This window comes from Sinomicrobium oceani (genome assembly GCF_900119185.1).
Lineage (GTDB): Bacteria > Bacteroidota > Bacteroidia > Flavobacteriales > Flavobacteriaceae > Sinomicrobium > Sinomicrobium oceani.
Window position 1 is genome coordinate 40,876 of the sequence record NZ_FPJE01000026.1, and the last position, 25,992, is coordinate 66,867.

General features: G+C 45.6%; 19 protein-coding genes. All 19 read right to left on the reverse strand.

What is annotated here, in order from left to right; genetic code table 11:
* Positions 1-21: 21 nt before the first annotated feature.
* Positions 22-2,163 (reverse strand): endo-1,4-beta-xylanase, encoded by a 2,142-nt coding sequence (locus BT112_RS18000; RefSeq protein ID WP_072318855.1) that lies wholly within the window; start codon positions 2,161-2,163, stop codon positions 22-24.
* A gap of 17 nt (positions 2,164-2,180) precedes the next feature.
* Positions 2,181-3,212, reverse strand: coding sequence for a DUF5627 domain-containing protein (locus tag BT112_RS18005; RefSeq protein WP_072318874.1), 1,032 nt, complete (start codon positions 3,210-3,212; stop codon positions 2,181-2,183).
* Between the two features lie 30 nt (positions 3,213-3,242).
* Entirely contained in the window at positions 3,243-4,982 is a 1,740-nt protein-coding gene (locus BT112_RS18010; protein WP_072318856.1) for a RagB/SusD family nutrient uptake outer membrane protein, read from the reverse strand.
* A gap of 16 nt (positions 4,983-4,998) precedes the next feature.
* Positions 4,999-8,022 (reverse strand): SusC/RagA family TonB-linked outer membrane protein, encoded by a 3,024-nt coding sequence (locus tag BT112_RS18015; protein ID WP_072318857.1) that lies wholly within the window; start codon positions 8,020-8,022, stop codon positions 4,999-5,001.
* A 146-nt stretch (positions 8,023-8,168) separates the two neighbouring features.
* On the reverse strand, positions 8,169-10,049 hold the full coding sequence (locus BT112_RS18020; RefSeq protein ID WP_072318858.1) for a RagB/SusD family nutrient uptake outer membrane protein: 1,881 nt from the start codon (positions 10,047-10,049) through the stop codon (positions 8,169-8,171).
* A gap of 11 nt (positions 10,050-10,060) precedes the next feature.
* Positions 10,061-13,273, reverse strand: a complete 3,213-nt coding sequence (locus BT112_RS18025) for a SusC/RagA family TonB-linked outer membrane protein (protein ID WP_245777067.1) — start codon at positions 13,271-13,273, stop codon at positions 10,061-10,063.
* A gap of 1,095 nt (positions 13,274-14,368) precedes the next feature.
* A complete protein-coding gene (locus BT112_RS18030; RefSeq protein ID WP_072318859.1) occupies positions 14,369-17,542 on the reverse strand; it encodes an ABC transporter permease/M1 family aminopeptidase in 3,174 nt (1,057 codons plus the stop codon).
* On the reverse strand, positions 17,539-18,417 hold the full coding sequence (locus BT112_RS18035) for an ABC transporter ATP-binding protein (protein WP_072318860.1): 879 nt from the start codon (positions 18,415-18,417) through the stop codon (positions 17,539-17,541). The genes BT112_RS18030 and BT112_RS18035 overlap by 4 nt, the downstream gene beginning before the upstream one ends.
* Positions 18,418-18,494: 77 nt before the next feature.
* Entirely contained in the window at positions 18,495-18,704 is a 210-nt protein-coding gene (locus BT112_RS18040; protein ID WP_072318861.1) for a helix-turn-helix domain-containing protein, read from the reverse strand.
* Positions 18,705-18,706: 2 nt separating this feature from the next.
* Positions 18,707-19,219 carry a DUF2975 domain-containing protein gene (locus BT112_RS18045; RefSeq protein ID WP_072318862.1) on the reverse strand — a complete coding sequence of 171 codons (513 nt, stop codon included), beginning with the start codon at positions 19,217-19,219 and terminating at the stop codon, positions 18,707-18,709.
* A 213-nt stretch (positions 19,220-19,432) separates the two neighbouring features.
* Entirely contained in the window at positions 19,433-20,557 is a 1,125-nt protein-coding gene (locus tag BT112_RS18050) for a porin (RefSeq protein ID WP_072318863.1), read from the reverse strand.
* Between the two features lie 24 nt (positions 20,558-20,581).
* Complete coding sequence (locus BT112_RS18055; protein WP_072318864.1) at positions 20,582-21,919, reverse strand: TrkH family potassium uptake protein; 1,338 nt, start codon at positions 21,917-21,919, stop codon at positions 20,582-20,584.
* 16 nt (positions 21,920-21,935) lie between these two features.
* Positions 21,936-22,292: a hypothetical protein gene (locus BT112_RS18060; protein ID WP_072318865.1), complete on the reverse strand. Its 357-nt coding sequence runs from the start codon at positions 22,290-22,292 to the stop codon at positions 21,936-21,938.
* A gap of 182 nt (positions 22,293-22,474) precedes the next feature.
* The gene (locus BT112_RS18065) at positions 22,475-23,152 is read right to left on the reverse strand and encodes a response regulator (RefSeq protein WP_072318866.1); all 678 of its coding nucleotides are present in this window, start codon (positions 23,150-23,152) and stop codon (positions 22,475-22,477) included.
* Positions 23,145-24,227 carry a sensor histidine kinase gene (locus BT112_RS18070; RefSeq protein ID WP_139276302.1) on the reverse strand — a complete coding sequence of 361 codons (1,083 nt, stop codon included), beginning with the start codon at positions 24,225-24,227 and terminating at the stop codon, positions 23,145-23,147. Before BT112_RS18070 ends, BT112_RS18065 begins: the two co-directional genes overlap by 8 nt.
* Positions 24,228-24,417: 190 nt before the next feature.
* Positions 24,418-24,750, reverse strand: coding sequence for a hypothetical protein (locus tag BT112_RS18075; RefSeq protein ID WP_072318867.1), 333 nt, complete (start codon positions 24,748-24,750; stop codon positions 24,418-24,420).
* Positions 24,729-25,049, reverse strand: a complete 321-nt coding sequence (locus BT112_RS18080; protein ID WP_072318868.1) for a hypothetical protein — start codon at positions 25,047-25,049, stop codon at positions 24,729-24,731. The genes BT112_RS18075 and BT112_RS18080 overlap by 22 nt, the downstream gene beginning before the upstream one ends.
* A gap of 55 nt (positions 25,050-25,104) precedes the next feature.
* Positions 25,105-25,404: a hypothetical protein gene (locus BT112_RS18085; RefSeq protein ID WP_139276303.1), complete on the reverse strand. Its 300-nt coding sequence runs from the start codon at positions 25,402-25,404 to the stop codon at positions 25,105-25,107.
* A 381-nt stretch (positions 25,405-25,785) separates the two neighbouring features.
* On the reverse strand, positions 25,786-25,992 hold a 207-nt coding region (locus BT112_RS18090; protein WP_139276304.1), incomplete at its 5' end, for a transposase.

The window sequence follows — 25,992 nt, forward strand, 5'->3', positions numbered from 1 at the left end:
AAAGTGTGTAAAGTTTTCATATTATAAACCCTGCAATCCATCGGCAAAGGAAGCATAAGCGGGTTTTCGGGTATAGTCGAGGTTCCAAAGTCCCTGACGGTCACCGGGAAGCCATGAGGCGTTGTCGGCGCTGTCTGTTACTCCCCAGACCGTTATTCCGTACCGTTGGTCTGCAGGGATGTATTGTTCATACATATCCACTACGTAGCGGTACATATCGGCCTGAGCTTTGAGTTGTTCTTCTGTAGGATTGGATGTTTTTACCGCCACATCAAGTTCCGATACTTTGATGATCTTTCCCGTAGCTGCCAGTAATTCAAACATGGTTGCTATTTTTTCCTTATCGGAATTTATGGTAATATGCATTTGCGTAGCGATCCCATCTACAAGGGCACCCTGCTCTTCAATGTAGTTTACATACGCAATGAGCCCTTTGCATTTATCCAGGTTGTACCCGAGGTTATAATCGTTGATAAACAGCAGATCGTTCTCATTACCATAGGCCCGGGCCATTTTAAAGGCGCTGACCGCATAATCCTGACCGAGGTAATCCTGCCAGTAAAACTCATCGTCCTTCATATCCGATTTACCGATTCCGGATTTCAGTTCGTAAGGACTCCCGTCATCCATCGGTTCGTTGACTACGTCCCATGCTTTTACATAAGGGGCACAATTGGTCACCATCCGGGAGATCCAGTCCTCCAGGGCTGCATGGGTAATAGCGGTTTTCTCTTCCGGGGTTTTCTCTACCACCGTTGTCGAACCTCCGGACACAGAAGCATTACTCAGTTGCACATCATCGATAAATACGGTTCCGGCAAATTCTCCGTAACTGATGATAAACCGGGTTCTGTCCGCCGTAGCGGTAACTGACAACTCCACATGTTCCCACTCCTTGGTCACAGAGACCGAGGGAAATCCGTTGGAAGAATAGTCCGGGCTCTGCAATTCCGGCCTGATCACCCCTTCGGCATCTCCTTTGACCCAAAAGGAAAGGTTATAGGTTTCTCCGCTTTGAAGCGGTTCGGCAAAGGTATATGAAGTCTGTACTTCCCAGAATCCTCCTGTAACGGAAGGATTATACACGGATAACGCCTTTCCCTGGCTATTAATGCCCTGACCGTCTTCGGTAATACCGATCACCACATTATTGCCCCAGCCTCCCCAGGGCTGCCCTGCTTCGAAATCTCCGTTAGCGATCAGATTATTTACAACAGGTTCGCCCTGCGGATCATAGACATAAAAATTATCGATATCCAGGTAATAAGTTACCCCGGCCTCATACCCCAGATTGAGGTGAAGCTGAAACGTATCGGATGTAAATTCGCTGACCCGGAACCTGATTTCGGTCCACGATACTCCTGTTACGAAAGTTTCTGAGGCTTCTCCTGTTCCCGTCCAGTCTTTTAAAGGGGCATTCTCGGCCAGCCCTTCAAAAGTAAAGCTTCCTTCTCCGGGCCGGTCTGATTTGATATAGCATAGCACTTCATATTCCTGGGCTTCTCCTACGGATATACCTGGTGTGCTGAGACGAAGTGCTGTGCCTTCCGCACTGTTTCCGGAAACGAGTTTCACTGCATTTTTTCCTTCTCCCATACCTCCGTCGGCCATGAGCTGTACATCACCTCCTCCGGTCGTATATTCCCATCCGTCAAGGCTCCCCCCCTGCAACGAAGAAAGGTCGAGCGCATTGGCAAAAGGCGGGGCATTGAGCACCAGCGGGGCGAGCAGATTATTGAGATATCCTGCGTTCTGGTTACTGTGCCAGCAAAGCGTATGCCCGTACACCGTAAGGCCCGATTCGCTGCCCGAGGTCAGAAACTCATTGACATTGTCCAGGTCAAGCGTCCCGTCGGATTTTACCACGGCACCGTGTTTCATGCCATAACCCGCAGTCATCTCGTCGAAATTGTTATTCAAAAGCCGGTACATCACACCTTTCCCCCGGTAATCGGACATGGAAACCGCTCCTCCCAGTTTGAAACCGGGATTGCTTTCTCTCGGAACATAGGTTCTAAGGGCATCATAAGCATCGATCTCTTCCTGCTGTACTACACTTTGCGGTTTGTCTACCATAAAGCGTGCATCATCGTCGTTTGCACAGGATACAACCAGGGCACCTATAAAGATAACCCGCATTGCCGTATATATTTTTCTTAACATAGTATATCCTTTAAAAATTATTGGAGTACGGGAGAGAATGTTTCCATCGCCACACCCCTGTCCCTCAGGACCAGGGTATCTGTAGTAGAAACGTGCATTTCTTCGAGGTCTATCTCGTAGCTGAGATAAAGTGCATCCCGGTCTTCCTCTCCCCAGCTTTTCTTCTCGCCGTCCTTGACAAACTTTCCACTTCCGGTAGCCGTATATTCATCGGAATCGGCAGTAACCGTGCAGTTCCCTTCATCGTCGAAAGTGAGCAACAGCGTACATGCCACATTATAACCCTCGCTGTCTTTAAAGACCAGCGGAAATTCTACTTGCTGCAATGTCCTGGTAGACACTTTAAATACCTCATCATTCTCTACATACTGCTTGTGCCTCGTAATGGTCTGATTCAGCCCGGTATTTCCGTTTTTCCCTTCGATCACATCAACACCCCGACGAAGGTAAAATCCGTCCCATGTGTTGATGTATTTAATGGCATATAACACGAAGTCTTTAGGGGCTTCATCCCAATCGCTTCCTATGGTTCTCCGTGGATTATCAACTTTAGGTACACCGGACAAAATGGAGTCTGCCTGCGATACACCTGTCATGACCAGGGGGATGACATAGTTTTTTCCGAGGGAAAGCGTATCGGCAAAAAATGCATCGGTCAGCTGTACTTCGACACCTCCGGCAATTTCTCCCTTGGGAATAATAATGTTATCGGAAGCCAGAGCATAATAGTGCTCGGGCATAGTTATAATCTCATGGTCATTTTCGTTAAAGAGCATACCCTCTGCAAGTGTGGGATCTACTTCTACACGAATGGTTACATCGCGTTTATTGTCGTATACGCCTCCTGTGGTAGCCATGATACGGCACTTGTATTGGTTATCGAGCGTCGTATCGAAAACATCTTCTCCCAGGGTAATGGTACGAACCGGGTACTGATAGGCAAAATAAACGGATTGATATTCGTAGTCATCGAACTCCCATTCTCCGTTTTCACAGGAAGCCATTATGCCCGAAAGGGCTATGAGCGAAAGTAATATGTTGTTTTTCATCTTGATCATTTTATTCTTTGTTGCTATCCGTTACCACCCTTTGTTTTGTATCAGCGCATTAAACTTGAGGATTTCCCCGTAAGGCACAGGTCCGTAATTCATATATTCCAGGTATCGCCTGTTCTCTACGTCTATCGCCTGATGATTTCCGTTTTCTATCTGTACCCCCCTGGCCGTCTCGTTGAGATCTTCCGTCCAGCGACGCAAATCCCAGAAACGAAAGCCTTCGAAACACAGCTCCAGCCGGCGCTCATTCCAGATCAGTTCCCGCATGGCAGCCTTATCGGATTTTACCGATTCGAGGTAATCATCGGGAGCGATCCCTGCCCGACTGCGTATTGCAGCTATGACATCGTATGCAGAAAAACCGAACGAACCACTTCCGGTAGGGCCCCATGCTTCGTTGGCAGCCTCAGCGTATGAGAGATACAGTTCGGTGTACCGTATGCGCGGCTTGTAATGTTTCTGATTGTTGGTAGTCACCGGATTGAGGTTGACATCCTGTCGCAGTAGTTTGCGAAGATAATAGCCGGTTCTCGTAGAGGTCTCTACCTTGTTCAGGGCATCATTGGTATTACCGTCTGCCGCAGTGGTTATCGTTGTATTTCCCGGACCTGCAGTATCTCCGTTAACAAGGATATAGGTCTTTAACCGGGGATCTCTGCCGGTATACGGGTCTGCAGGGTCGTATCCGGAAGCCGCTTCACCGATGGGATATCCGTTGGCCATGGGGAAGGCATCTACGAGGTTTTGCGTGGGATTCAGCCTTCCGTTGCCGTATAATGTGGGCGGAAAATGGTCGGATTCCAGGCCGTTGCTTTCGGAGATATCTCCCCGCCACAATATTTCGGGCGGATTTACCCCGGCTTCCAGACTGTTTATCTCGGAGACATTGGAATACCATGTCCATCCGTTAGGAGCTATACCGCCTACACCCCCGTTTAAGGTGAGGAATTCCCCGGCATAACCGGCAGCATCTGCCCATGTTGTGGTATTTCCGTTGCTATATGCCGGACTGGCAGCCAGCAAGGCAGCCTGCGCACGCACTGCCATAGCAATACGCCCTGACATACGCTGCCGGGCAAAATCCCCGAATACCCGATTGTAATCGTCCAGGTTTCCTTCGAAACCGGAAGGCATTTCACCGGAAACATTCTCAAAATCCAGGGGCAGCAGCGCTGTAGCCTGCTCTATATCGCTATAGAGTTGCTGCATACAGGCTTCGAACGTTGCTCTGGGCTGATTAAAATCGGATTCCGGAGTTTCGGGCTCAAGCAGGATCGGGACCCCAAGCAGTTCCCCGTTTTCTCCCCAGCCTGCATGCGACTGCAGCAGATGGTACATGTACATGGCACGCAGACCATAGGCCTCCCCCTTGAGACGGTCGCGAAACATGTGACTGACTTCTTCGTCATTGGCCCAGGTGACTTTATCGGCTTCGGCCAGGAAAATATTGAGATACTGTATGGCGGCCCTCGAATTGGTCCACTGGTTCACCGGGTTATTGTTTGCGGTCCATTGTCCCGTAGCCATTTTCAGGTAATTATTTCCTGTATTATTACTTACCGCATCATCGGTAGCCACATCGTTAAAAGACCACGATCCTGAAGGGATACGGGTATAACCGTTGAGCAATATACCCTGTGCATACGTAGCTTCTTCGTACATATCGTCGAGTCCCCGGTTATTCTCTATAGCAGGATCGAAAAGGTCATCGCAACCGCTGAGTACAAAGACGATAGCTAAAAAACGGAATAATCTTCTGGTCATCTTTTTGCTTTTAAGGTTAAAATAATGCTTTGATTCCCAGGTTATAGAACCTGGTCTGGGGCGCACCGCCCACATTGAGTTCGAGCAGCTTTCTCTCGGAAGCTATGGTCAGTAGGTTCGCTCCGTTGAGATAGACTCCCATTTCTCGGACAAACGATCCTTTGAAAAGCCTTTCCGGAAGTTTATAAGATACCTGTACCCTCGAGAGATCGAAGCGGTTGGTACTATACATCCAGAAGTCGGAAGAGCGCAGGTTGTTATCGCTGTTGAGTGTGGTTAACCTCGGGTAGTCGGCGGAGTTTGCGGTCTCTTCGGTCCATCGCCCCCGTACTACTTCGGAATACTTGTCTTCTCCGTCTATCCAGAAATAAGAATTGTTACGCATGGCATGTGCTCCGAACCGGCCTGTTGCCAGGGCAAAAAACGTCAGCTCTTTCCATCGTGCCGTAAGGTGCAGCCCGAGCGATAAAGGAGCCCCGCTCCAACCGCCTCTGCCCAGATACACTTCGTCCTGTACATCTATGATACCATCGCCGTTCTGATCTTTATACCTGATATCCCCGGGACGTACTTGTCCGAAACTCTGAGAAGGTGCATCTGCAATTTCATCTTCACTGGCAAAGAAGCCCATACTTTCGAGTCCCCAGATAGCGTCGAGAGGTTTTCCTTCCCTGTTCTGGTAACTGTTCTCATAGATCTCGGCCCTTTTGGTTGCCCTGGTATTGTAGTACATCCCGGATACACCCAAAGTCCAGTCTATGGTCCCGAAGCGCTTATTTACATTGATGTTGAAATCAAAACCTGCACGTCGGTCGTTGTTGTAATTTACGTAGGGAATAAAGGAAGATACCGGCCATCCCGTACTGAAGTAACTTGGGTACAACACGGAAGCCTGAATAACATTCCCCTGGATTTCGTTGAGGAAAAACGAACCTTTGAATTGTAACATTTTGTCAAAAAAAGTACCGTCGAGCCCGATATTGATCTCTTTTCTTTTGGCAAAAGAAAGATCAGGGTTTTCTCCTCTCCTGGAGTCCGTAGACTGCCCCAGTGATCCGTCTCTCCAGTTAAACCAGGCTCCGTCCGTCTGTGTATAGATATTCTGGTAGAGGTAATAATCGGAAATATCCAGATCGGTGTGAAGTATTCCTCCGGATGCAAAGAGCTTGAGATCATCCACCACAGAAGCATCGGCCATAAATTCTTCTTCACTGATTCGCCAGCCGAGCGTCATGACGGGGGAGAAAGCAGCGCGGTTTCCTTTAGGTAAACGAGCCGAATGAATAGCCGCTCCATCAAAATCGACATAATATTTTTGCAGGTAATTATAGCCAAGATGTAACCCGAGATTTGCATTGCTTATCCTGTGATACTCCTGCGATTCGCTTTGCTGATATCCGGATGCGATGAGCATTGCGGAGATATTATGGACTTTGTCTATGGTTTTGATATAATCGAACTGTCCGGAAAACGCAATGGTCTGCTGGTAATAACTGTTGCTGATATTCTGCACCCCGGAACGGGCGTCCTCCCCATATTTGATCAGGCTTCCGATCTGATCAAAACCCGCATAGGTATTCCAGACCGGTTGATAAACCGCATAGTTGTTGTTATAGGACTGGTTATACGAGGTCGAATAATCGACGGCAAACATGGTTTTAAAGCTGAGGCCTTCGAGCAATCCGCCGAGGTCTGCCCGGATAGCGGTATTAAACTGGAACTGTCTGCTCGTGTATTTGTTGTATCCTCCGGCATAGATACTGGCAAACGGGTTGGTCTGATCCAGCTGTGTTCCGCCCAGAAGATATTTTCCGTCGATGAGATAGCTGCTGTTGTTTACGAGGTTCCAGGAATTTTCGTCGCCTTCCTCCAGCATATCCACAGGGACCAGCGGTGTAAAACGATAAGGCCTAAGCGAAGCGGCATTACCCCAGTAATCGGTATTGACGCCCCGGCCGCTGTAATAAATGGCTGTTCCGCCTATAGTACAGGATATAAAGTCGTTGAGATCGATGTCTACATTACCCCGGATATTAAAACGCTGTGTACGGTTGTTCCCGGCTTCTCCGAAATTCAACAGGTCTCCTGCCGTCCAGAAACCCAGATTGGTGTAGTATTTGGCCAGCTTGTTCCCTCCCGATATTTCTACGGTTGCATCATATCGTTCATAAGCCTTCTTCAGGTATTCGGAGGAGTAGTAATCTACATCCGGATAGCGGAAAGGATTATCTCCGGAAGCATAGTTATAAATCGTTTCATCGTTATAGAGAGGCTGTAGCCCGTCATTGACCCTGGCTTCGTTATATAGGGTCATGTATTCTGCCGAACCGAGATATTTCGGATATCGTTTGGGAACATACAATCCGGCATCGACACGAACGTCGATCTGTTGCTTTTGTATTTTACCCTTCTTGGTGGTGATGTAAATTACTCCTTTTGCAGCCCTGCTTCCGTACAGGGATACGGCAGCTATTCCTTTGAGTACCGTTACCTGTTCTATTTCGGTTGGCATCACGGTTCCCGCATCGCGCGGGACCCCGTCTATAAGTACGAGATAACTGTTCATTCCCCAGATATTTCCGTTATACCCTTCGGCAAAAACGTCGAGTCCTTCCAGGCTGTACGTCGTGTAATTCTTATCGAGTATCTCCGGGAGGTTTACTGCCGAAATTCCCCCGATAAGGTCCTTTTCTTCTACCTGCCGGAAAGCCACCTGTATAGGTTTACCATCCTTTCCGGGTTCCAGCACGACTTCGTACATATCGGGTGTAGCAGCTACCGAGGTACTTTTATAACCTTCGGCGCTAATAGCGAGTATGGAGTTGAGAGGGACTTCGATGGCAAACGCTCCCAAAGTATCGGTAAGGACCGAAGCGCCGTTGCTGTAACTCCGTACCGTGGCCCCTACGATAGTCTCTCCGTCGGCACCGTGGACCAATGCTTTGATCTCGACATCATCCTCGTTCTGCGCCTGGAGAAACAGGGAAAACAGGAGTGCGATTAAAGCAGTTACCTTTTTTTGTTGCAATATATATTTCATCTGTTCTTTATATTTGTTTTTCAGCGGTCAGATCTGCCTTCCGGCAGGCGAATGGAATGCCTGAAAACATGATCTGTAGGTTCGCACGAAAAGTTAATAGGCATTTCATTTTCATTCCCGGATTCAATGATACGGACCACGCCATATTACCATCCCGGATTTTGTGAGAATTCCAGGTACATATTAACGTCGGCATTTTTCAGGGGCAGCCAGTAATGCTTACTGCTGAAATCCCTTTCCAGGATAACCTGTTCTCTAAGGTTCAGTACCCTGTTTTCCGAAGGGTCGCTGGTACTGAAGTCGTCTGCTCTGTCAAATTCTACCGATTTTTTAAGGGTATAAGGGCGTTCGGTAAGCAGCAGCCACCTTCTAAGATCATTAAAGCGATGTCCTTCGAAAGAAAGTTCTACGGCACGTTCTCTTCGCAATTCCTCCGTAAAAGCTTCGAGTGATCCGGTAAACCGGGAAGCTACGGCACCTACGGACGCTCTTTCCCGAATGACGTTCACCGCTTCCACGGCGGTACGGGAATAGGCGGGGTCTTTTCCCTGAGGTGAGCTGTACCCCTGTGAAGCCGCTTCGGCATACATCAGGTAGATATCGGCAAGGCGCATATAGGGAATGTGAATATTAAGGCTGTTTCCATAACCGTAGCCGTCGTCGTATTTATTGGCCGTACGCGGGATAAACTTATACAACAGGTATCCTGTACGGCTACCGGTACTGACATTGCGATAGCTTCCTCCCGTGTAGAGGTTGGCATAACGATTGGGTTCGTCGGTCGTGCTTCCCTGGACACATTTTACGCCATCGTACACGATGTCGTTATAGAAACGCGGATCACGGTTCTTCCAGGGGTATTCCGGGTCATAGCCCGATTCGGGATCGGCCTGTGTGATATCTTCGATGGGCAGCCCGTTGGCCATTCCGTAATAATCTACATAATTGGCCGTGGGCAAAAATTTCACATCTCCATCGGCGAGTACGGGTGCAGGCTGATACTGCTTGCTCGTCCCCCAGTTCGATCCGTTAGCTCCGTAATACGGTCCTCGAAATATGGCTTCGGTACTTCCGGGCATTTGCCAGTTCTGGCTGGAGGTATAAAAATTCTTGTAATATTCGGAAAAAGGAACCAACTGGTAAGGGGCTTCACCGCTTTCGCAAAGGTTCAGGGCCTCGGCCAATGCAGCAGCGGCCTTTTTACAGAATTCGGCATTGTAGGTACCGCTCCCCGTAGACTCCTGATTCATCAGCGGGCTACCCGCCCACAGGTAATTCTTTCCGAAATATGCCAGGGCCATTACTTTATTGATACGAAGCTGATTTTTTCCCAGTGTATTTTTACCTGGCGTTGTGTTATCCCAATCGGCCGGAAGAAGGGCCGCCGCCTGCCGGAAATCTTCTGCAGCCCGCTCGGCACACTCCTGGTAACCAAGTCTTGGTAATGTCAGCGGTTCGCTGCTCGGCAATACGGTATCTATATAAGGAAGCCCTCCGAAATACTGCATGAACATAAAATGAAACCAGCCCCGGAAGAACAGTAATTGGCCTTTTACCAGGTTTTTTTCTTCCTCGGTAGCATCAGTCATTTTATCCATATGGGCCAGACCTATATTGGTCTTACGTATCCCGTACCACCCGAGCGACCACAGCGATTTGGTAAAGCGATCGTCATCGGTACTGGTATTATTGCGATCCATCCATCCGGCCTGCCAGCCATCGTGCTCAGACTGCCAGCCCCAGAAATTTCCGTTATCGATTTTACACACAAAGTGAAAATCGCGTGCTGTGGATTGTATTTCATCCTCTCCCCAGTTCCAGGAATTCGTCCAGTATGCATTGGTAAAATCCGGGATACAGTGGTATAGTTCTTCGGTAAAACCCTGGAAATTGGTAAAATTCTTAAATGCTTCCTCTTCAGACACCACAGAATCATCCGCCCTGTCCAGGTAACTTTCACAGGACACCAGTACAAACAGGTTCAATGCCATGCTTCCCAACAATATGTTTTTCAGGTATTTTTTCATAATTAGCAGTTTTAGAAAGTGAAGTTTACACCGAGATTATATCGTCTGACTGTAGGGTATGCTCCCTGAGAAGCCCATCCGGTACCTGCGAAGTTAGACTCCCTGTCGTCGGGCATCTTGGTCCATACATACAGGTTGTTCCCGTTGACATAGACCCTTACGTTCTGAAGTCCGAGATCCTTAACCCATTTGGTCCTGCTATCGAAAGTATAAGCGATCTCGGCATTTTTGAGCCGGAGATAGGAACCGTCGAACATGTACCGGTTACCGCTATTGTACCCGCTGGGTGTGGAAAGCCATCTCGGCATGGGTACATCGGCATTCGGGTTGTTTACAGACCAATAGCTTCCCTCGTCGTAAACCACATGGTTTTGCGAACTCAGGCTGGTAAGCACCACCTGCCGGGTAACGTTATTTACACCGTAGAACTGTACAAATGCACTGAATCCCTTCCAGTCGAATCCCACGGTAGTGTTGAAGGTATTCTGGGGAGAAGAGGAAAATCCGTAAGGTATATTATCGTAAGCATCGATTACACCGTCTCCGTTGTAGTCCAGGATAAAATAATTTCCGGGCAATTTCTGATTGTCATTGGTGTTGAACATCGTACTGGCATAAAGCTCGTCCCAGGTATTGTAATATCCATGACTGACGTGCGAGTAGGTCTGCCCGATCTGTTTTCCGGCTGTTTTCTGATAGTCCGGCAAAAGGGCTGCATCATCGGCATAAAGGATTTTATCCTTGGCATGGGTCATGTTGAAGTTTCCCCACAAGTGTAAGCCGGAAGGCAGGGTATAATTGAGCTTTAATGTCAGCTCGTATCCCTGGTTGGTCACCCTTCCGAGATTGGCCACGGGTGCATCGGTTCCGTAATACGAAGGTATGGCCCTGCGATCTCCGGAAACCAGGACATCGGTACGTTTGTCGCGAAAGAAATCTATACTCCCTTCGACGAAGTTATTGAAGAAACCGAAGTCTACCCCGAGATTTGTCTTTGTTACCTTTTCCCAATGCACATCGGGGTTCCCGACGGATGCTTCTCTGTACCACACATAGGGACTTTGTTCTGCGGCTTCGCCGTTCATTCCCAAACGCGAACGCCCTCCGTAGGCCCATTGCGACATATACAACCACCTTCCGTTGACATTGTCATCTCCTATTTCTCCGTAAGAAGCCCGTATTTTCAGCATGTCTACAAAGGAGAGCGATCTCATAAAATCTTCATTGGAAACAGTCCATCCCACACCTCCGGAGGAGAAAAATGCAAAGCGGTTTTCTTTACCGAATTTTTCCGAGCCACTGTATGATCCATTGTATTCGATCATGTATTTGTTCTTCCAGTTGTATGTCGCCCGGAATACCCAGTCTTCACGATAATGAGGTACTTCGCTACCCGTAGCATTCTCGTTGCGGTTGAAAAGTCCGGTAGCCGCGATATTGTGATCCTGGTCGATCGTTACGGCATAATCCAGCTGCATCTGGTAAAAGAGTTTACGCCAGGTTGCATTATTGTCTACCGTACCGGGACTGGAAGACCATTTGACACCTTCCTGAAAATCGAAACGGTTGCTGTCGTCATAGCTTTGTTTGTAAAGCGGGATTCCTGTTTGCGGATCTATCCATTTTCTCTGGGTATCGTTATAGAGGTCGTTAACCCCCCGGTCTATTTCCAGGAACGTGTTGTCAAGAGCAATGATCCCGGTAAATTTCAGACCTTTTACCAGCATATCGAGGTCCTGATTGATGGTGAAATCGGTAGTGAGCCTGGTCGTTGTCCTGTATTGTACCCCGCTCAATGCCAGCGCAAGCACGGAGTTTTCGGCTTTGCCCTCGTTCGGGGCATAATATCCCCAAGAGCCGTCGGAATATCTTGGAAGGAACACATCGGGAGCAGTGCTATATGCGGCTATCCACATACTGTATTCACCTCCGGTAGCGCCCCAGGGACTCTTTTTTACACCGTATGATCCTGCGAGGTTTACTTTGAGTACGGTAGATTTGGTCAACTGAAAATCGAGGTTACTACGTACGTTCAGACGGTTGAAACCGTAACCGGGCTGATAGCCCCTGTTGTTATCGTATTGCTGCATGAGGTCACCTTCCCTCAGAAAGTCAGCGCTGGCAAAATATTTTACAAAGTCCGATCCCCCGCTGACATTGACATTGGCATTGTAAGACATGGTATAATCACGGAACAAGGTATCGGCCCAGTCTACATTCGGGTAACGCTCTGCTTCCTCCAGGTTGGCCGGGTACCTGTATTTGTCTATGATCTCCTGCGGAAGATAATCGTTCCAGCTGTTCGGTGAAAGTCCGAGCTCGTATTCTATGACCCTGTTGCGGATACGAAGGGCATCATACGCATCGTATTTTCCGGGTAATTTGGAAGGTACCTTCATCGTGGTATTCACTCTTCCCCTTATGGTTGCTTTTCCTTCTTTTCCCCGCTTGGTCGTTATCATTATAACACCATTGGCTCCCCGAACCCCGTATACGGCAGTAGCCGAAGCATCTTTGAGGACGGATATGGACTCTACCGAACCTATATCCACGCTATTCATGGGACGTTCTATACCGTCTACGAGGATCAATGGTGAGGAGTTGTTCCAGGTACTGGTTCCGCGAATAAGGATCTGCGGATCTTCTTCTCCGGGCATTCCGGTACTGGCCGAGGTGATAACCCCCGGAACATTCCCCGTCAGAGCAGCCCCGATACTGGATACGCCCCCGGCCCGCTCAAGTACTTTTCCTTCGGTCTGGGAAATCGCAGCAACAACACTGGCCTTTTTCTGCACACCGTAGCCTACGACTACAACCTCATCGAGCTGGGTTTCGTCGGGGGTCATAATAATATTGATTACCGGGCCTTCGCGGGCACTTATCTCGCGGGTGTTAAAGCCAATATAGCTGAACACCAGGACAACGTCGGAAGACGGTACTTCGATATCGTAATTTCCATCGATATCGGTTACGGTTCCCAGCCCACGGACACCCTTTACCACGACATTGGCACCCGGTATGCCGAGACCATCCTCGGAAGAGGTTACCTGCCCGGATATCCGGATCTGCTGCTCGGGATTTTCAGGAATGCCTGTGTTACGTATTGTTTCACCTTCTTTGCCAGGAAAGAAGTTACCGGCATAGGCATTGTCCTGGTACAACCACAACATGCAAAAGCAAAACAATACCGGTTTTAAAAGAACTTCTGGTAGTAATGATTTCATATATTAAATTTTTCATTCAATGAGTTAATGGTCAGGTTAACAAAATGTATTCAAGAAATACGACCCTTGTGGTTTTACCTGCTTTATACGGTTTATGAAATGGTGCAGACCGTCTCAGAAAGCAACTAAAACGTTATAGTTTTTAAAAAAAGGTAATAGATTTCCTGTGTTTGTCCCTGAAAACATGTGGAAAACACGCAAAAACCATATACACGGCAAACCGGTATTAATACCTCCTTTAATAAAAACAGGCACTATATGCATCGCCTGTCCCAAGAAGCATCATAACTTTATAACGGGTCTTGTATATCCGTAAATCTTTTGTCTGAATACCGTTAGCCGGCAGGAGGTGAAACCGAAGAATAAAAACCGACAGGGGAAGGCCATTTGAAGCGGGTAATAAGCCTTCTTTTGCGAAAAAAAGGAATTGAGTTTTTCATAATTAATTGGTCTTGGTTTTAAAAACAGTTATTCCCGTACAGTTACTTTGGCAGTTGCTGAGAAGAAAGACTGTCTTTAATCGTTATTGGTTCAGTTAGAAGGACAAAATTGTAAAAAATACACTTTTTATAAAGCGAAAACGAACTCCGGGTCCGTCTTCTTTTGTATATTTAAAATTTGTCCGGTTACTTTCGGATTCAAGGTTGTCTTCCAAGTAACCTTACAAAAAAGTATTGCCACATTTTTTGTTTGATATACTTAAAACAATAATCTCTTTTCCGTGTTATTTTAATGTGATAAAATTATTTCTTAAGTAAGAATATCAGCGTTCGTATGGTTACAATTCCTTTTCGATACGTTACAACATCCGCAGACAATTATTTTTTAACAATAAATAACTTACAAAATATAAATATTTGTGATTTTAAACAGGGTTTCAGTAACAAATAATCATTTATCCTTTTACTGTAAAGAAAATATGATATTTATGGCTGTTGAGAAGGCCCACAACCTGTAAAACCGTTCGAAAAGTTTTCCGGAACAAACCGCAAAAAAAATGTGACGGTTGCAGTTTTCTGTATGAAAAGACAAATTTTGGAGAGCGATATCCGGGCGATGTATTTGAGACTTACTTTTTCTTCATTATACGCGATATCAGATTTGTTCGAACAGCTTTCTGATCTCTTCGTGATCTTTTTTAGTACTGACCTTTAAAAATTCTTCTATAACATCTGTAGAAACAGGGGCCTTAGCCGGATATCGATGTTTGAGAAGAAATTCTTTCAGTGCTTTATTTACCTTATCCTCTCCGATAAGTTCACTGAGCCGGACCATAATCACAGCGCCTTTAGCATAGGAGATATGAATATCCTGATCCTGTACTTTATATAAGGGCCGGGGTGTAGCAAAACCTTTTTGCGAATCGTAGATCTGTTGATGTACCTTTATCCTCTCCTGCATTTTTTCACTTCCGTACATTTTCTTATACAACATCATTTCGGTGTACATTGCCAAGGTTTCCGTAAGCATCGCGGCTCCTTCTCTGTAATCGGGGGCAATCCTGTTATTTCCCCACCAGAAATGAGACAATTCGTGCCCCGCCAGCTCGTTGATCACATCCTGTTGTCTGTCGGCACGGATATTCGCATGGAAAACCATATTTTCGGTCATGAAGATTACCCCTGGATATGCGGTTGCGGCAAAGCCTTTCGTAAAGGAAGAAACTTCCGCAAAAGTGACCGAGGAAAAAGGAAATGCTCCGAAATTTGTTATACAATACGATAGTGTTTCGCTGGCATTCCTGACCAGGTGCGCCACATTTTCATCATGCCCGGGATGATAAAGAACCTTGATGCGGATACCTTTGTACGATGCCGTTCTCACTGCATATTTCGCCGATGATACTGCAAAGCGAAACGGAATGGCCTCCCGGGTCCTGTATTCGAAATAATTTCTTCCACCATCCTTCCATTGCTTCACAAGTTCGCCGGTTCCAACAGCAACCTGATCGCCGGTAGTTGAAACGATCATGTTCAGATCCGTAAAGTGATTATCCGTCCGGGGCTCTTCCAGTAACTTTGCGGTTGTCGGTTTTCCGAGACCGTATGCCTTACGTTCGTTCTTACCGGAAATTTCATAATCCTGTTGATACCCCAACTGTGGGTAATAGCGGCTTATACGCATGAAGGATCCGTTTTCTACGATGGCATTGAAAGGATGATGTCCGTTTACAGGAAACCATTGATATCCTAACTCAAATTCTAACGTTGCAGAATGGTCTGGCTGCAATGGTTCTTTCAGGGTGAGTTCCGTTACCTTATCCGATATATTATACTTATTCCCGGATATTGTAAGTACGGCTTTATTTATTTTTAAATCGGGGTGAAAATTCAACAATATGGTACGCATGTCTTTCCCCGATCTGTTCTCTAACACATAATGGCCTTTCAGAGTGTAGGCTTGTTGCCCCGGATACAACGCTATATCGGTCTTCACCCGGGAGATAACGGGCTGCTCTATCTCCTTATATTTACGGTACTGCTGTTCATAACGGGCAGCTTTTTCAAGATCTTCCTTTTCGGATACGGGCATATATCCTTCTGTAAAATTTACGCCACAAAAAACTGAAATTAAGAGGAATATGAGAATACCAGGTATAATTATCTTATAGCTATTTGTGCCATTTATAATACGGTTGATCAGCCATAATATACCTGTTATACTAATTCCGAAAACGATTCTTTTAAGAAACGCAGACATGTACGCTCCATAACCGTTAAAATCACTGTAAGGCAGTGTATATCCCGAAAAGAAAAGCAAGAGTGGTTGTTTTACCAGCACTTGAGCTACAGGGCCGGTAGTGAGCAGAAGAAGCAATACAGAAACGCCCAGGGCCATGTATTTGTGATGAACCCTGTTATTGATCAGCAAAACCATACCTGCAAATAATATCAAAGGGAACGTATTGAACACAAGGACTCCCAGATATGCCTGCCAATCAATCCTGAAATAATGAAATAAAATCTGGAAAATCAAACCCTGAATGATCATAAGTACAGAAAAGATCAATATCATAGCTGTACATGACCACCAATGTCCCGCGATTTTTGTACCGGCAAAAAAAGTACTGTTTTCTATTCCGGAAAACCCTGATGCATGACTTCTCCAGTATAGATCATTGACAAAATAAGTGACGATCCACAACCCCAAAAAGCGAAAATTATCGGAAATTGCCGAGGCCATCAATCCGGAATCCGCATATTGCTGTGGTAAACGGATGCCCTGCTCTATGGCAGCATATATTTCCATCCCTACATAAAAAAGCAACAATACGGAAACAGCAAAAAATACCATACTGCCAAACATGTACCGGATATCTTTCATGGCAAAGGACAGTACGGCCCGCAACCGCGATTTATACCGGAAACAGGTGTTAACCTGTCTAAACAGTATCTCTTTGGGAAAAACACCCGGTATTGTATGTTTCGGCTCCGGCTTTTCAGTTCGTTTGTTGCCGCTGGCGACAAACGAAAAACGCCTGTATCCCAGGATACCGATAAAAACGGAAATAACGGTAAACACTACGCGGTTTGCCAAAAAGTAACCGGTTAGCGGTACAATATCGGCATTTTTACGGACCGCAGTAAAACTTCCTGCCTCATAAAAATAAGCAGATATGCCAAAAGGGTCGAAAATGGCAGAGATCTTTTGCAGCCATACGGATTGGGGTATACTACTTGTCATAAAAGGCGAATCGGAATACATCAGCAATACGAGATAAAGTATGTACAACAGTAATCCTCCGGATATGACCAGGAGTTTTTTTCGGGAAAAGACGGCAATCCCAAATAAAACAGCACAAGTAAACAAAGTATTGACCACCCCGAAGACGATGAGGGGATAGAGGTAAAATCTCAGGAGTACGTGATCCTGCATTTCTACGCCGGACCTCAGGTTTTGTCCGGAAACAAACCCAAAAATCACACAGGCATAGCATATAAATGTCAGTATAAAGAAAGACAGGAAGCGAGCGGATATAAAGCTTGTTTTACGGATAGGTGTCGCAAAAAGGATTATGTCAAACCGGGAGTCCCACTCTCTGAAAAGGAGCTGAACAGCTATAATGGTAGCAAAAAGAATAACGGAAAGACTGAGCATGGCTTCCATAAATCCTATACTGTACGGAGAATTGAGATACACTTCTTCTCCCACAGAAAGATTGAACCGCATCCCGGCAAAGATCCCGGCACCCCATAAAATTACGAGAACGATATAGCTTGTATAGCGGCGACTATAGGTGTTTACATCGAAAAAGAGCAGCGCTTTCATAGTGTATGGGGTTCTTTAAGTGCCCGGAAGTAGACGTGTTCTAACGTGGGTTTAACCGGGGAAAAACCTTCCGGGGGCCGATTTCCGAAAGTTGTGATGTGCAAAGCTCTTTCTATATATCGACAACTTATGACCGGGTAATTATGCTCATACTCTGACAGCAATTTTTTGTCGATCTTCTTTGTCCATACCTTTCCTTTCAGTGCACTGATCATTTCAGAGGGTTTTCCACTCCCAATTAGTCTGCCTTTATCGATAATGGCCACCTGAGAACATAGATTACGTACATCTTCTACCAGGTGGGTAGAGAGTATTACAATCATTTCTTCGCTGATATCCGATAACAAGGCATTAAAACGATTGCGTTCTTCCGGATCAAGTCCTGCAGTAGGTTCGTCTACGATGAGGATTTCCGGTCGGCCGAGTAAAGCCTGCGCTACACCAAACCGTTGTTTCATCCCTCCGGAAAAGGTATAAACATCCTTATTTTTAAAGGATGTGAGATTAACTTTTTCCAACAGGCCGCATATCTGTCTTTTTCGTTCTTGTGCATCACAAACTCCTTTTAAAATCGCCAGATGCTGTAATAAGTTATATGCGGAAACCCGGGGATAAACCCCAAAATCCTGAGGAAGAAACCCCAGTTTTTTCTTTATGCCAGCAGAGTCCCGGACTATATTCGTTCCATTATATAAAACACGGCCGTCCGTAGGCTGTTGAAGCGTTGCGAGAATCTTCATCAGGGAAGATTTGCCCGCACCATTGGGTCCGAGTAAACCAAACATACCATTTTCGATATGCAGGGAAATACAATCCAAAGCCCTGGTTCCTTTCGGATAAACCAGTGAAAGCCGATCGATAGAAAGTGTATTCATAGTATTCGATTTAGTGCATGCGCATCCTGCAATGGCTGTGCATCGATTAAAAATCGTGTATTTAAATAATGGTATCGTTACTCCTGTTCCCTGTATTCCAACAGGTCACCGGGCTGACACTCCAGGATACGGCATATTGCTTCGAGCGTATCGAAGCGTACACCTTTGGCTTTCCCGGTTTTGAGTATGGAAAGGTTTGCGGGAGTGATTCCGAGGTGTTCCGCCAATTCTTTGCTTTGCATTTTACGCCTGGCCAGCATCACGTCTATGTTAACAATAATTGGCATAATTATATAAATAAGTCCTGTTCGTTTTGCAAGTCCAATCCTTGTTTGAATATCGCCGTAAAAAAATAAGTAAAAACTCCAAGAATGCTATGTACCACGATCAATTCCCAGATTATACTGTTTACCGGCACAAAAAAACTACCCGCCAATGTCGCGGAGACCGGAGCAATGAGGTTAAGCAGATAAAACCTGTTCAGATGTACAATGTTTTCGACCGTAAATAAACGGTCCTGAAAGAACACTTTGAACACATTGGATACCCACCAGAAAAAAACACTATACAGGCCTAACGGGAGCAAAAGGGAAAATACTATATAACGAAAATTGTTATCTGCTATAAGAAACGGACTTTGGGTAAACGGATAAAAAATATGAAGCAACCTATTCCCGTCCGGGCTTACCCAAATACCTGTTAGGGTACAAAAGGCCGCATATACTGTGGTCAGCGAGTATCCCACAGCCAGTATCCTGCATATGATATAGAGTGCCCTGGCTATAATTTTTACACGTTTCATGGCTGTAAAGCTTAATATTATTTTTCAAATATAATAATTAATTATCGTAAAACAATAATTTTTATGTTTTCTGAGCATAATTTTCAGCTATTTTGTGTTTTGTCAAACAGCGAAGCAGGAACGTGTTCTACCCCGGTATTCCGGAACGGCAATAGTATACTGTACTCTTATGGGATACATAATATATGCAGTCAAAAAATTTCAAACGGAATGTTACTTTTTTCTGTGATCCGGACCGATCCGTTCAGAAAAACCAAAGGCGATCGAAGTTCCGATAAAAAAATTGTTATTCACCATAATGTCCCCATCGTTCCATAACGAATACGGACTGTTCAACCAACGTCCTTCCAGCCTGCACACCATCCCGGGCACAGGGGTATAGTCGATATTACAGGACCATCCTGAAGTCCTGAATCCATTTGTACCTTCAACCGGGATGATAACTCCCGCTCTGTCCCCGTAATACTCTGCACGTACGGCGGCTTTCCACTTTTCGTTTACTTCATATTGCCCGATAATCACCGGGGCAAACCATGTATCGTATCTCCTGCTTTTTTTACGGTGTTGCTGTATTCCTACATCAAAACCGGCCATTAGGGAAATTCTATCCGTCAGCCCAAACCTGCCGTAGAAATTATTAAAATACCGCATACGCCGTTGGATATCTGGATCGTCCGTACCCAAAAAAGTGCTCCAGTTGAGCATCGTCCTCGCTGTCGGGCGATAGGTTAAACGGGTGCCTAAAGACCGTAGAGAATTTCCTCTGAGCCTTTGGATACGTTGCCATCCGTTACACACTATTACGGCAAAATCCCAAGTCTTTCCGGCATTAAAAGTAAGACGTAACCCCGTGAGAAAATAAGGAGAATTTTCCGCAGCCAAAGAACGTGTCAGTGTAGGATTGTCTGCAGATACCGCGCTTTCAAACCCGATATGTGAAGGTAATATCCCGGCATCCAGCCATAACGAATGCCTTTTGTTCAGTGCAATTCCGACATTGGCTTCGAAGATGTTTTTAAGAATTCCGGGTTCTGCAGCGTAATTATCATGGGCATAGGTCCCCGTCTGTAAGGCCAGGTTGGCCCTGTACCGGGCATTTTCGACAGCCACTGTTAAGAGTCCCAGGTTCAGGTTGAATTCGTTATGCCTGTTATGATTAAATAAAAAAGGGTGTCGGTACGCTGTTTCCGGGCGGTTAAAATCGTATACATAGAATACATCCATAAAACCGGAGATCCGGATTTGCGGCTGATATCTCCCATCCGTTATTTGCTGTGCGCTTACGTATAAAGAGCACAAGGACAAAACCACACTAAATACTGCTGATTTTCCGTACATCTCTGCGTTTTTATAAAAAAGGGCTCAAACCGCAAGATCGTCCTGCGTAGCCCTGGTTTTCCATAGTTTTCTCCTGGCCATCACAGCCAGGCCGAAGGTCAATACACCTAAACGACCAATGAACATTACAAAAATCACCACTGCTTTGCCCCAGGGGCTGAGATCGCCGGTTATTCCAGTACTCAGGCCCACGGTTCCTATAGCTGAAGTGATTTCAAAAAGAATTTGTTCCAGGGAAAAGTGTTCCGTAAAAGCCAATACCAGAGTAGCAACAAATATTACTGTCGCGTATAGAATAAATACCGAAGTTGCAACATACAATCGTTCCAGGGGTATTTTCTTTCCGAAAAATACGACCCTGTTATTGTTTCTGATACGGCTCCACATAATAGCAATAAGGGCTGTTAATGTCGTTGATTTTAGTCCTCCGCCGGTACCCGAAGGGGAAGCTCCCACATACATCAGTAAAATAACAACGAGGAGTACGGGTAGTGTAAAACCTCCTATGGGAACGGTATTAAACCCTACCGTGGTCAGTGCTGTCATGGCCTGGAAAAAGGAAGTGGTCAGTCTGGAACTTTCCAAAGTACTCACGGAGGGTTCAAAAAAGTAGATCATGAATGTCCCTCCGGCCAGCAGAACCGTAAGCACGGTAAAAATTATCCTGGATGTATAGGTTATTTTCCGGGTCTTTCCGGTTAGCCTGTTCCATATATCGGTGACGACTATAAAACCAAGGGAACCACAAATAGCCAATACGGAAAGTATGGTGTTCACCGCCGTATTTCCGGCAAACTGCTCGAAACTGTCATTATACAATCCGAAACCAGCCGTACAGAAGGCGGAAACACTGTGGTATATGCTGCTCCAAACCGCAAAATTATGTTCTACTCCGGCCCGGGTAAAAGCTATATACAGGCACAATGCTCCTATGGTTTCAATGCCTATGGTAAAAATAATAACGGACCGTAAAAAATCCCGGATCTGAAAATCACGCGGCATAGCAAATTCGGTATTGAGAATTCGCTGATGCCAATGGGTGAGGTTACCGGTTCGGGACAGCAGGATAAAGGAGGTAAATGTCATATACCCTATACCCCCTATCTGAAAAAGTAACATCACCACAAATTGCCCGAAACCATTATAGGTGTCAAAAACGCTTACCGTTACCAAACCCGTGGTGGAAATAGCTGAAGTCGCTATAAAGAGATTATCCAGAGCGGAAACAGCTTGCTTCTGAAAGAACGGAAGACACAGAAGCAACCATCCGGCAAGAGTATAGGAGACAAAACCGTATAAGAGATTTTGCTGGGGAGACAGCGATAACCGGAACCTCCGGTATTTTTTAGTGATGTAATTCATATATTTTTTGTTAGAATTATTTGAAATCTTTGTGGATATCGTTCGTCTTTTCCTCCAGGAGCACCAGGCGGTCATATAGTTGCACCATGCGCTTCAGTACAGGGGTAAGGACAGGAGCATAAAAGAGGGTTGCTTCTTTGAGATTTCCTATCTGCCGGCGGAAAATCTGCAGGTGTTTTATGAACTCCTCCCTGCTTTCCGACCTCAGCAACTTGCGGAATGCTTTGCTAATATCCCCGTCGCAGGATTTCGGCACTATTTGTCCGGCCAGCTCCGAGTTGTACCAAAGTGTTACCTGCTTTACATCGAGACAGATCTTTACGATAAGAGTTGCCGTATCTTCATCCCAGTCGAAAATCCTGTTTTCGGTCATCCTTATTCCGGTTTTAAGTCTTCCTGTTTGTAAACTCGTCACCCCGGAGTGCCCGGAAAAAAAAATATATGATCGCTCCACATCTCTTCCGGGCTCTCCTGGTATGTCCGGGACAAAGGTCTTATGAAACGGATATGCAAAAAATCAAGGTTTGCACCGAAATCGTAAAGATTTTATAAAGACTACTGGAAACGGTATCCCACCCCGCTTTCGGTGATAATATGGACAGGCATATTGGGATTATCTTCGATCTTTTTACGAAGGGTCCCTACAAATACCCGGAGATACTGGGTTTCGGTCTGGTAACCGAAGCCCCATACTTCTTTGAGGATATATCGGTGCGTGAGTACTCTTCCTTCATTTTTGGCAAAAAGAGCCAGAAGGTTGTACTCCGTGCTGGTAAGTCTGAGGATTTCTCCTTTTTTACGGACAACCCTCCCTGCCAGGTCTATCCGGAGTTCCCCGCAGCTGATATCGGTTTTCGGGGTTGCACTGCTGCTGTTTCTTAGTGCAGAACGTATTCTGGCAAGCAGCTCTCCGGTCCGGAAGGGTTTCGTGAGATAATCCGTAGCCCCGTTGTCGAGGGCAGATACGATATCGTCTTCCCCGTCGCGCACAGATAGTATGATCACAGGTTTTTGATACCATTCCTTTAAGGTTTTCAATACGTCATGCCCGCTGGTATCGGGTAACCCCAGGTCCAGTAAGATCAGATCGGGCAAATGGCTTGCTGCCATGGCCAGGCCCTCCCTACCGTCGACTGCCTGCAAAACTCTATACGCATTGCTTTCCAGGTTTATACGAAGCAGTTTTCGTATCTGGGGTTCGTCGTCGATAATAAGAATTTGCGCTTTATTCATTTTCCAGGGTATTAACAGGCGATGTTTCCGAAGGGATCTCCACGATAAACCGGGCTCCTCCCCCTGCGCAATTCTCCAGTTTCAACTGTCCGTCCAGAGCCTCGGTAAATCCTTTGGCTATGGAAAGTCCCAATCCCGTTCCTCCGGTTGCCGAATGAGGCAGCCTGTAAAATTTGTCAAAAACGAGATCTATCTTATCTTCCGGAAAGCCGGGACCGTTATCGGAAACACTGATCCTGCATCCATTTCCGGCATGCACTGCCGTAATTGTAATGACCGTATCTGCAGGTGTGTGTTGTATGGCATTATGCAGTATATTGTGAAATATCTGTACCATAAACCCGCTGTCTGTCCGAAACAGCGGAAGGTCTTCCTCGGGTTCAAACACGAGCCGGTGTACGGCTGCGTATTCCCTTATACTTTGAATTACCTTAAATATCAGTTCGTTAATATCACACCAATCGGGTTTCGGCTTCAGAAAACCGGCTTCCAGCCTGCTCATACTCAAAAGGTTTTCAACCTGCCGGTTCAGTCGGGTTGCGGCAATTTCCACTTCGGAATAAAGTTCTTTCCTGTTGACCTCAGACAGGTTAGCACTGTCTTTGATAGTATCTATAGCACCTATGATAGCTGATATGGGAGTCCGGAGCTCGTGAGACAGGGAGTTGAGCAAGGTATTGTAGAGTCGAATACTCTTTTCCTTTTCTTCTTCGTCCCGGGCCTTTCTTTCGTATTCCCTGATCTTAAAAGTCATAACAGCATTGATAAAAGCTATAACAAAGTACATCAGGAACATCAGAGCATCTTCCGGGGTACCGATATGAAAAGTAAAAGTCGGGGGAATAAAAAAATAGTTCCATATCAGGGCACTCAGGAGTGCAGTGACCATGACCGGAAAAATATCAAACAGTATGGCCAGTACGGAAACAAGGAGCAAAAGCACGAGAGCGACAACCCTGTATCCGGTATAATCTACGGATAAAAATGCAATACATGCGGTAAGTACGACCAATGAAAGACTTATAGCGTATTGCCGTACAGCCGGATATTTTCTTGTTCTTAATAAATCGAACACCTTGTTTTTATTACAAATTTAAGCAATGCGATATAAAGATTTTGTAAAGATCCGTGGTGCCGGTAAATGTTATTTTCGGGAATTCCACCGTATATCTCGAGTAGGGACAACCTTAAAAAAGGTTCCTTATCAAACATTAAAAATAAGGATCACACCACTTCAGAGATCTCCCGTATCTTGCCGAATCCGGCTATTTTAATACAGGAACCTCCATATAAAACGCTGCCATCCCTATATAATCGGTAGTAGCATTCAGTTTTTCGGTAAGTATCCTTTCTATGGTAGTCACGGGAGCATCGGGAACATTAAAGGTACAAATACATCGTACACGTTTGCCGTTGTCATTAAAAATAAGACCTTCGGTAGGGGTGTCGGGATATTGCTCTACAAGAGATTCCCGGATGGTTTGTAGGGTTTGGTTGAATTTTTTTGTATAAATATCAAGCTCTTCTTTCCGGTTATATGTGGAATTTTCCTGTGCAATGGATTTATATCCGGGTTTTAAGATACGGGCAGAAACCATTTTTCCGGTTTTTCCTGTCCGCTTTCAGCGGAATATGCAGCTTTGAAGGTTATCCCTTCATATTCTATCTGCATTTCCACCTCTGAAATTCCATCTTCTATTCCAAAACCGGAACGATGAGAGCCATAATATTGTCCGCTTCCCCTGGAAGCCAAATTAATCGGCTCAAAATTATTAGAGCTTATACGGTTTTTTACAGCATCAAAAATCTCCTTTACCAACCCTTTCAGGTCCTCATTGCGGGCATCAGTAAAAGAACCCCTATCTATGTCCGGAGCACCAAGATATTTACGGTACAACCTGCTTATACCATTAGAAGCACTGTTCTGATAATCTCTCCATACATCCGCTTCTTCAGCACCTATGTATTTTAAAACGATCCGGGGTATTTTCTTCTGAAGTAATATCTTCTTTCCAAAAGTATCGCCCCGTTTTCTTCTCTTTAACCCAATCCGGCGGTATTCCTTCTGTCGAATTTTTCAAACGCCGGTCAAGCAGGTTATCGGTATCCGGGTTTTGATCGATAAGCACAGATTCTCCCCCGATGTCAGGATTGCTTTTCAGGTGAAAATGGAGGTCAATATCCATACCTATCCGTCGGTGCATTGCCAGCCAACTTTCAATATCCCTGAGAGAATGTACCGTAAACTCCATAGTTTTATCAATATTTTGAATACAATTTGTAAGACGGCAGTAGATAAATATACGAAAAAACTCAAAAAATATTCCTACATCATCCGAACGTGTAAGAAGGTAGTCTTTTATGAACTCCAAGCTTAGATCTCCCGATTATAAATGCTTTAATTTATTTCTCCTGTAGTTTCTCTTATTTTACCTCCGATTTCAAGGATCTTTTATGGAATAATTAAGGAGGATGCTCCGGGAAGAATATTAAACGCTGCTTAAAACACATAAAAGAGGCCGTCTAAAAAGTTTTAGGCGGTCTTTTTATATTTAGGCTATTTTCTTGCTTTCAACCTACAAGGAGCAAGAGTTGCGTGTTAAAAAGTTAATGAGTTAATAGAAGTTGTGGGATTACGCCCTTAACCCAACCTTTTTAAGATTGTGTGCCATAGCCACAAGCCCTATTTCGGTTTCCACTTTATCCAGTCCTCTGAGCATAAAGCGCTTGAAGCCCATATTCTGCTTTATATTCCCAAAGACAGCCTCCACCTCCCAGCACCTCCTTTTTCGGTGGGCAATGCCCTGTTCTGAGAGCAACAGTGCTTTGGCCTTGGCCTT